General features: G+C 46.1%; 8 protein-coding genes and 1 pseudogene. 3 read left to right on the forward strand and 6 right to left on the reverse strand.

Features of this window, described 5'->3' with window-relative positions; translation table 11 throughout:
• Positions 1 to 78 precede the first annotated feature (78 nt).
• Positions 79 to 999 (reverse strand): Dyp-type peroxidase, encoded by a 921-nt coding sequence (locus tag MED92_RS06825; protein WP_007020786.1) that lies wholly within the window; start codon positions 997 to 999, stop codon positions 79 to 81.
• A gap of 200 nt (positions 1000 to 1199) precedes the next feature.
• On the opposite strand from MED92_RS06825, the gene MED92_RS06830 reads away from it, so the two are divergent.
• Entirely contained in the window at positions 1200 to 2027 is an 828-nt protein-coding gene (locus MED92_RS06830; RefSeq protein ID WP_007020787.1) for a DUF547 domain-containing protein, read from the forward strand.
• A 7-nt stretch (positions 2028 to 2034) separates the two neighbouring features.
• Here MED92_RS06830 and MED92_RS06835 read toward each other — a convergent pair whose 3' ends face one another.
• The gene (locus MED92_RS06835) at positions 2035 to 2877 is read right to left on the reverse strand and encodes a sulfurtransferase (protein WP_007020788.1); all 843 of its coding nucleotides are present in this window, start codon (positions 2875 to 2877) and stop codon (positions 2035 to 2037) included.
• 31 nt (positions 2878 to 2908) lie between these two features.
• Positions 2909 to 4186 carry a tryptophan--tRNA ligase gene (locus MED92_RS06840; RefSeq protein ID WP_007020789.1) on the reverse strand — a complete coding sequence of 426 codons (1278 nt, stop codon included), beginning with the start codon at positions 4184 to 4186 and terminating at the stop codon, positions 2909 to 2911.
• A 219-nt stretch (positions 4187 to 4405) separates the two neighbouring features.
• Between MED92_RS06840 and MED92_RS06845 the strand changes: the two genes are divergently transcribed.
• Positions 4406 to 4696: a hypothetical protein gene (locus MED92_RS06845; RefSeq protein ID WP_007020790.1), complete on the forward strand. Its 291-nt coding sequence runs from the start codon at positions 4406 to 4408 to the stop codon at positions 4694 to 4696.
• A gap of 162 nt (positions 4697 to 4858) precedes the next feature.
• A complete protein-coding gene (gene yaaA / locus MED92_RS06850; RefSeq protein WP_007020791.1) occupies positions 4859 to 5635 on the forward strand; it encodes a peroxide stress protein YaaA in 777 nt (258 codons plus the stop codon).
• A gap of 73 nt (positions 5636 to 5708) precedes the next feature.
• Here the strand turns inward: yaaA and MED92_RS06855 are convergent, their stop codons facing one another.
• From MED92_RS06855 to MED92_RS06865, 3 genes and pseudogenes are all read right to left on the reverse strand, one after another.
• The gene (locus tag MED92_RS06855) at positions 5709 to 6593 is read right to left on the reverse strand and encodes a Tim44 domain-containing protein (protein ID WP_007020792.1); all 885 of its coding nucleotides are present in this window, start codon (positions 6591 to 6593) and stop codon (positions 5709 to 5711) included.
• A gap of 8 nt (positions 6594 to 6601) precedes the next feature.
• Positions 6602 to 7474 (reverse strand): DMT family transporter, encoded by an 873-nt coding sequence (locus MED92_RS06860; RefSeq protein WP_007020793.1) that lies wholly within the window; start codon positions 7472 to 7474, stop codon positions 6602 to 6604.
• A 37-nt stretch (positions 7475 to 7511) separates the two neighbouring features.
• Positions 7512 to 8040, reverse strand: a pseudogene (locus tag MED92_RS06865) (potassium transporter TrkA); the annotation flags it as partial.

An 8040-nucleotide genomic window follows, 5' to 3' on the forward strand; every position in this document is an offset into this window, starting at 1 on the left:
TTAATTGAGAATTTTTACAACAAAATGACTAATATTTGAACAGATAGAAATGATTTATGTAAATAGACTACCTAATAATCAAAGGCTCTCCAGAAACGCAACGGAAGGCGCAAAAAAGGCCTGGCCTGTTACTGCACGGGTATATTTCAGCAGGTGATCACAATGCCCACTACCATCCCCTTCAATCATGCTCTTCAGCATTAATGTGAAATTCTCCGGAGATCGGCAATAACTCGCGAATAGCAGACCACACTCACGAGTATCTCCATAAGGCATACTGTGCCTGAGTATTTCGATCGATCGGCCCTGCTCATCTTTAAGTGATGTACGCTTGGTATGCGCTGTCATTGCTTTCGCAGCAGACGCATATTCCACGTTATCTGCCTTAGTACGGCCAATGGTATCTTCCTGAGTTTTTAACGGCTGCTTGTTCCAGAACGGCATGTTATGAACATAACGCTGCAAATGGATATATGACCCTCCAGCAAAGTCAGGATCTTCTTCGCCCACCACAGCCACATTGATACGATTCTCGCCTTCGGGGTTTTCTGTCCCATCAACAAAACCCGTCAGGTCTCTGGAATCCAGATAGCGAAACCCTTCAACCTCTTCAACAAGTTCCACCGCATCACCTAATTCCGTCGTGAGGCGCTGGGCTAACATAAAGTTCAGATCTTTACGTTCAGAACGGATGTGGAATAGCAGATCAACCGGGGTATTGGGTGCAATCATTTCACCGTTTTCAAGACTTGGGAAAGGCTGCAACTCGCTCGGAACGCCTGTTAAGTTGAGCTGTGACCAGTATGCACTGCCAATCGCCGCGACGATATGCAGATTCGCACCAGGGTTACTTTGATTAAACAGCAGCTCAAGCGCGGGAATTTTTGACAGGACCGCCTTTACCTTCTCCTGAGCACCATCACTTCGAGTTTGATTGAAGGTTAGAAACAGCGCAGCTGGATTCGCGTCTGCAACAATTCCGGTTTGGTACAGTGCCATAGATTACTCCCCTCTTAGGTACCAATAGGCTTATACAATACCACCAGTATAGAGAGGCGAGGCAGAGAGTTAAATTTAAGAATGGTGATTAGGGTCATTGGAATTCACTATCACTCTCTGCCGATTAAATACTATGGAATTATTTTCTCGATAGAAGGTCTTTAGTAAAACCCATTACAAAACAGGTTTCACCCGAGATCATGCTGCAACGACTACTTCTGACACTTTTACTTATGCTAGCGATGCCTTTGCATGCTGCGCCGAAAGCCGATCTATGGCCACATTGGCAACAAAACACTCCGCAGAGTGAGCTTTTGATCGATCATAGTGACTGGCAGAAGTGGCTAACTACTTATGTTGCCACTGATCCCTCAGGCTATAACCGGGTCGCCTATTCTCGGGTCACCAATGCTGATAAGGCTCTGCTTAGTAATTACCTCAACTATTTGCAGTCTTTAACGATCAGCCACTACACGCAAGAAGAACAGATGGCCTTTTGGATCAATCTTTATAACGCCCAGACGGTCGCCCTTATCCTGGAATACTATCCAGTGAAATCCATTACAGATATTGATATCTCCCCAGGCTTTTTTAGTAACGGCCCATGGAAGAAGAAGCTATTGAGTATAGAAAATCAATCATTAAGTCTGGACGATATCGAACATCGAATTCTACGCCCAATATGGCAGGACCCTCGCATTCACTATGCAGTGAATTGTGCATCGGTAGGCTGCCCTAATCTGAGTGATCAGGCATTTACTGCTGCAAACACAGAACAACTCCTAGACAAGAATGCCCGCCTCTATATCAACCACCCACGCGGCGTTTACATTGATAATGAGAAACTCATCCTGTCTAAGATCTACAGCTGGTTTAGCGAGGATTTTGGCCGTTCGGATCAGGATATTATTCAGCATATCGCAATGTTTGCTGATCCTGCTCTTATGCAGCAGCTGGAAAAACACACCAGGATTGATGACTACGAGTATGACTGGTCTTTAAACGAGATTAGAGATGCCAGTCAGTGACTGGCGTTTACTCACCCTTAGCGACAGGGCGTTTGGGGTCTCTAATCCATTCGCTCCAGGAACCACTATACAAACGGCTTCCCGTAAGCCCAGCTATTTCCATCGACAGTTGGTTATGACAAGCGGTTACACCAGAACCACACATATGAACCACTTGCTCTGCTGGTTGATCGCCTAACAAAGCAGCCCACTCAGATTTGAGCTGCTCCGGCGCTTTAAAATAACCATCCGCAAGGTTGTCTGTTAACGGCCGATTTAATGCCTCAGGCACGTGCCCTGCAATAGGATCAATGGGTTCAACCTCTCCACGAAAGCGTTCCGCCGCTCGCGCATCAACCAATATGGCACTACCGCCCATCCGCTCTTCCTGAAGTTGATCAACGACAAGATTCGCATCCCTTTGCAGGCTAGGCGGAAAGGAAAGATTAGCTTCGATCGGTAGTTTTTGGTCAAGCTTCCCGCCAGCACGTTGCCAGGCCTGTAACCCACCATCAAGTAACGCCACAGCATCGTGCCCCAGATATCGAAGCAGCCACCAGCAGCGCCCTGCCATCATGCCACTGCAATCATCGTAAACCACGACCTGCGTAGACTGGGTTATACCGCAACGACCCAGCTTTTCGGCAAGCTCATTCGCATCAGGTAGAGGATGGCGGCCCGTTTCAGGGGTGATACCTGAGGACAGATCCTCATCAAGGTGCAAATAGAACGCACCGGGGATATGCCCCTCTGCATAAGCCGTTCGTCCGGCAGCGGTATCCATCAGGTTAAACCGGCAATCCAGAATCACCCAGTCTGGCTGAGTAATGGATGCCTGTAACGCTTTAGCACTGATAATGGTTGTAAACATATCCCGCCTCGAAGCCTAGTCGTTGCCTGATTTAAAGATATTGAGCTAGCTCTTCCGTAAGGAGGTCCAATTCATTCTGCGCTTTCTGCTTGGCTTTTTTCTTCAGACCTTCAACTTCGGAAGTTTTATCCGCGATAATCGCTTGCGCTGCAACGGCCTTATCATCGGCCGCTTCAACTTTTTCCAGAAGCGGTTTGAGCTGCATCAGAATCGCACGACGACGGCCCTCTTCAGCTCGCGCCATAGCCTCAGCAGACTTCTCTTTCTTCTGCTTTTCTTCAGACTTACTTTCAGCAACATAAGTCAGAGGACGAATACCCGCCGCAATACGCGCCTTATCCATCAGTGGTGTTGCAACTTCACGCGCCTTATCAGCCCCTTTTAGAAGAACTTCCTCTACAGCGCCCAAGTCATTCATCAACTCGTTATAACGCGCGCGGGGTTCAGCGAGTTTCGCATCCAGGAATTCAAAGAGTTCTTTCTTCGCATCACCCCAGCCAATGCCATCTTCAAAACGGGTGCGCATAGCTGCAGTTTCCAGATCATTGGCAAAACAGCTATACAGCTGAAACAAAGAGCTATTGTCCGCATCTTTTGGTTCACCCGGCTCGCGAGTATCGGTTTTGATCTGTTTGATCAACTTATACAGTTCATCAGCTGAGCAGAACAATGGGATCGTATTGTCGTAGCTTTTTGACATCTTACGACCATCCAGGCCCGGGATCAGTTGGGTAGCCTCATCAACCACCGCTTCAGGCAGGGTAAATAGATTTTCATAAGTATGGTTAAAGCGCCCCGCTACATCACGGGCCATTTCGATATGCTGTATCTGGTCTTTACCTACAGGAATTAGATCGGCATTGAACATCAAAATGTCAGCAGCCATCAGAATCGGGTAACTAAACAGCCCCATCGTTACGCCATCATCAAGGTCTGCCTTACCGGAATCACGGTTGGCATCAACTGAAGCTTTATAAGCATGGGCACGGTTCATCAAACCCTTTGAACACATGCAGGTCAGAATCCAGGTTAATTCAGTAATCTCAGGGATATCAGTCTGACGATAGAACGTGGCTTTGTCAGTATCCAGGCCCAACGCCAACCAGGTCGCAGCAATTTCGCGTGTGGACTGAGCGACACGCTCTGGGTCATGACATTTGATCAAAGCATGATAATCAGCCAGGAAGTAGAAGTTGTTGTACTCACCACTCTGGCTCATTTCGATTGCCGGCTTGATTGCCCCCAGGTAGTTACCAATATGCGGAGTACCTGATGTAGTAATCCCCGTCAGAACCGTTTTCTTATCCATTAACCTTTCATCTCTTATTGCCTGCCATCTTACCCAGCAGGGCTGAAAAACCTGTATAATGAGCGGTATAATACCGAAAAACACACATGGTTTCGCCCTTCAATAGCCGTTAATTCCACCAGCCGATACGTCTTCCCGACCTCAACCAAGGTAGAGATGACACACATCAGTAGTTAGTGCTACAAAGGACGAAAATAATAACAATCAAAGAATACAATTATGTCTGAATCAATTGCTTCCTGGGTGACCCTCTCCGCACTTATTGCCAGCATTGCCTGGTATATTTCCCAGACCCCCGACAAAAATATCAACCACATCATGATGGCTGCGGTATCAGGCGTGTTATGCCTGTTTGGTGGATTTCTAATCTCTGGCGCTATCATGAAAGTGACCGGTTCATTTGAAAATGCGCTTGTTCCGGCTCTATTGGTATGCATTGGCACCGCCATCTGCGTTGTTGCTCATAGCATCTACAAACGAAAACAAGAAACACGGACCAAGCCAGAATAACTCATCCTCAACCTGAGCAAATACTGATAAGTAACCGAATCTCAGGCGACCAACTGTTCCATAGTCAAAAACAATAAAGGCCATTAAAAAAATGGCCTTTTTTGTCTGCCTGCCCAGCGTTATGATGGGCAGATCATTAATTTGGATAGAAGCAATATACCTATGCTGATCGTTGTCTCCCCTGCTAAAAACCTGGATTACGAAACTCCTCCAGTCACAGATAAATTCACACAGCCTGAATTTGTTGATCAGGCCCAGACTCTGATTGATGAGCTGAAGAAACTATCTGTTCAGGATGTCGCTGAGCTCATGAAGCTGAGTGATAAATTAGCCAGCCTTAATGTTGCTCGTTATGAATCCTGGGTACCTGATTTCACTCAGGAGAATTCCAAGCAGTCGGTATTAGCGTTCAATGGCGACGTCTATACAGGTCTGGATGCGGATAGTCTGTCCACTGAAGATCTGGACTTTGCTCAAAGTCACTTACGTATATTGTCCGGATTGTACGGTGTGCTAAAGCCGTTGGATTTGATGCAACCTTATCGTTTAGAGATGGGGACCAAGCTGCAGAATAGCCGTGGTAAGAACCTTTATGAATTCTGGGGTACTACCATTGCAGATCGTTTAAACGCTGAGCTGGAAAATTCAGCAGAGCCGGTATTGGTTAATCTGGCGTCTAATGAGTATTTCAAAGCTGCAAAAGAGAAGAGCCTGAATGCGCGGGTTATCACACCAGCATTCAAAGACTGGAAAAACGGCCAGTATAAGATGATCAGCTTCTATGCGAAAAAAGCCCGCGGCCTGATGGCCCGTTATATTATTCAGAATAAGATTGAAGATCCTGAACAACTTAAGGGGTTTGATTTGGATGGCTATCGATTTGCAGAGAGCATGTCGGAAGGAAATACCTGGACCTTCATTCGCGATCACGAAGAATGATCCATAAAAAAACAAGCTGAAACAAAAAAGCCAAAGCAGATTGCTTTGGCTTTTTTCATTCCAAATTCAATGATTAGTTCTGTTCTATACCCACGATAAACCAATCAGCATTCTCAACGCTCATATCACGTGACAGGTGCCAGGTTTCATTAAACTCCGTTGTCTCTTCAGAGTTCTCTTTCAACCAACCGTAGAAGTTGATGCTAACAATCACTTCAGATTTCTGATCAATAAAGTTAGCCACTTCAGCCATGACTGATACAACTTCTGTCGTCTGATCTGCAGGATACTTAGCGCGTTCCTGCTGCAACGCTTGGAACAACTCATCAGATGTATATGTACGAATCTCATCCCAGTTGCTCGCATCCCAGGCTTTCTGTAGCGTTACGAAGTGGCTTTTTGCACCTTCCAGGAACGACTCACGGTTAAACCATGAAGGCAATTCAAATTCTTCAGAGTTGCCCCAGCCAGAGTTAAATGAAGGCATAGGCTTGAAGTTCGAATCCTGCTCGGGTGCCGCTTCACGCTGCTGCTGTTCAGCGTGCGGCTTAATCTCATACTGTTGCGGACCATTGTTAGCGTAAGTTGGCTGCTGAGCTTGCCTGCGCATCGACATAATCTTGAAGATCAGAAAGATCACACCGGCAATTAACAGAAGATCCATAAACTGAATACCTTCAAAGGCACCACCAAATAACAGCGCACCGAAGATACCACCAGCCAATATACCCGCCATCAGCCCACCAAAACCACGCTTTTTAGTCGCTGCGGCATTCGTTTTTTGTTGTGCTGCGGTCGCTGATGACTGATTTTGAGCCGGGGCAGCTTGTTTTTTCTTAGGTGAAGAGAAGCTTTTACCAAAAGATGAACCACCGCCTAAACGCTTAGCTTCTGCTGTTTCGGCGATCGGCAGTGAGATCAAGAAAACTGCCATAAGTGTAACCAAAAATGTCCGCATTATTACTCCTAACTCTTCTGTTTTTTGCCTGATATCACGGCAAGATAAATACCACTAAATATTAAAACGATCCCCCAAAAATGGAAAGCGTAAAGCTTCTCCCCCAAAAAACTTACCGATAAGATCATTCCCCATAACGGGACCAAATGTATAAATAAGCCCGCAGCATGTGCACCCAGCTTCTCAACACCATAATTCCAAAACAGATATGCCAAGATAGAGGGGAACACTGCAAGATAGCCAATTAGGTAGTATAGATCTGTATTCCATACAATTGGCGCTTTATCTTGCATTTCGACAACGGCCAAAGGTGCAAGGATAATCACACCCACCATGAGAGTTACTGAAAATAAAGTAAACCCCGACAATCCTTTGGGACGCCAACGTAGAAGAATACTGTATATTCCCCAGACCAACATACCCAGCAATACCCAAAGATCACCTGGATTAAACTGCAAGCTTTTGAGCATAGCCAAATCAGCTCTGCTAATCAGAACTAAAACCCCGCATAGAGAAACACCTACGCCCAACCATTGCTTGACTGAGGCAACTTCCTTTAAAAAGATTGCACTCAGTAGCAATATCATTATCGGCATTGAAGACTGCATCAATGTACCGTTAACCGCCGTTGTGTACTGCAGGCCTATGTAAGCCAGGGTATTGAAAGCTCCCACACTCAAACTACCTAATAAGATCAATATTGGCAGATGCCTTTTGATAATCGGCCAATGTCGATAGATCGTAGGTATTACGAATGGGAGTAACAGGACCAATGCTGTCGTCCAGCGAATGGAAGCCATGGTGATTGGCGGAATCTCAACCGTAAATGCCCTCGCCAAAACAAAATTACCCGCCCAGAACAGAGTAGTCAGGCATAACAATAGATAAGCCAGAGATCACCTCAACAATAGATTTAAATTAGGAGTTTTTCTGTAGAAAGCGCGAGAGCAGATTATTACTCGCGTCATTACCAGTAATTATATAGTGCAGCACGTTATAGTTATTAACTGTCCAACGCATACGTCGATTTGACTTGCTCAGACCACAAATGAGGACCTCGTCCCCCTCTTGAATCTCGTCAAGCTCACCTGGCAGCATATCAACCATACCGTCTCGGCGAAGCATCAGAGGGAAAGCGTGCAGGTTACGCTTACGATTATGCGGATCTTTAAAAAACAGCGACAATTTCAAATCAAAGCCCTGCCTTTTAGCCTCCATCAACGCGGGAGTCTCCTCCTCGCCCACAACATAAGCCCAGCTATCCAACTCCTCATCACCGACAATACTGCTCATACGGTTAATTAGTGTATGCGCCCACACATCATCATATCGCTCAAGCATCTCTTCGATAAAAGCGGGTAGTAAAGGCGATTTCACATGGGCGAGAATCCTGTTCGCTATGATCCGACCAGGCTCCATCACAAAATCGGCGCGGCTATTTTTGAAA

Origin of the sequence: Neptuniibacter caesariensis (genome assembly GCF_000153345.1) — a bacterium.
Lineage (GTDB): Bacteria > Pseudomonadota > Gammaproteobacteria > Pseudomonadales > Balneatricaceae > Neptuniibacter > Neptuniibacter caesariensis.

Bases quoted from the DNA above. Each gene is read 5' to 3' on its own strand.
- MED92_RS06845 (WP_007020790.1), top strand. From the start codon at position 4,406: ATGTCTGAATCAATTGCTTCCTGGGTGACCCTCTCCGCACTTATTGCC.
- yaaA (WP_007020791.1), top strand. From the start codon at position 4,859: ATGCTGATCGTTGTCTCCCCTGCTAAAAACCTGGATTACGAAACTCCT.
- MED92_RS06840 (WP_007020789.1), bottom strand. From the start codon at position 4,186: ATGGATAAGAAAACGGTTCTGACGGGGATTACTACATCAGGTACTCCG.
- MED92_RS06830 (WP_007020787.1), top strand. From the start codon at position 1,200: ATGCTGCAACGACTACTTCTGACACTTTTACTTATGCTAGCGATGCCT.
- MED92_RS06835 (WP_007020788.1), bottom strand. From the start codon at position 2,877: ATGTTTACAACCATTATCAGTGCTAAAGCGTTACAGGCATCCATTACT.
- MED92_RS06855 (WP_007020792.1), bottom strand. From the start codon at position 6,593: ATGCGGACATTTTTGGTTACACTTATGGCAGTTTTCTTGATCTCACTG.
- MED92_RS06825 (WP_007020786.1), bottom strand. From the start codon at position 999: ATGGCACTGTACCAAACCGGAATTGTTGCAGACGCGAATCCAGCTGCG.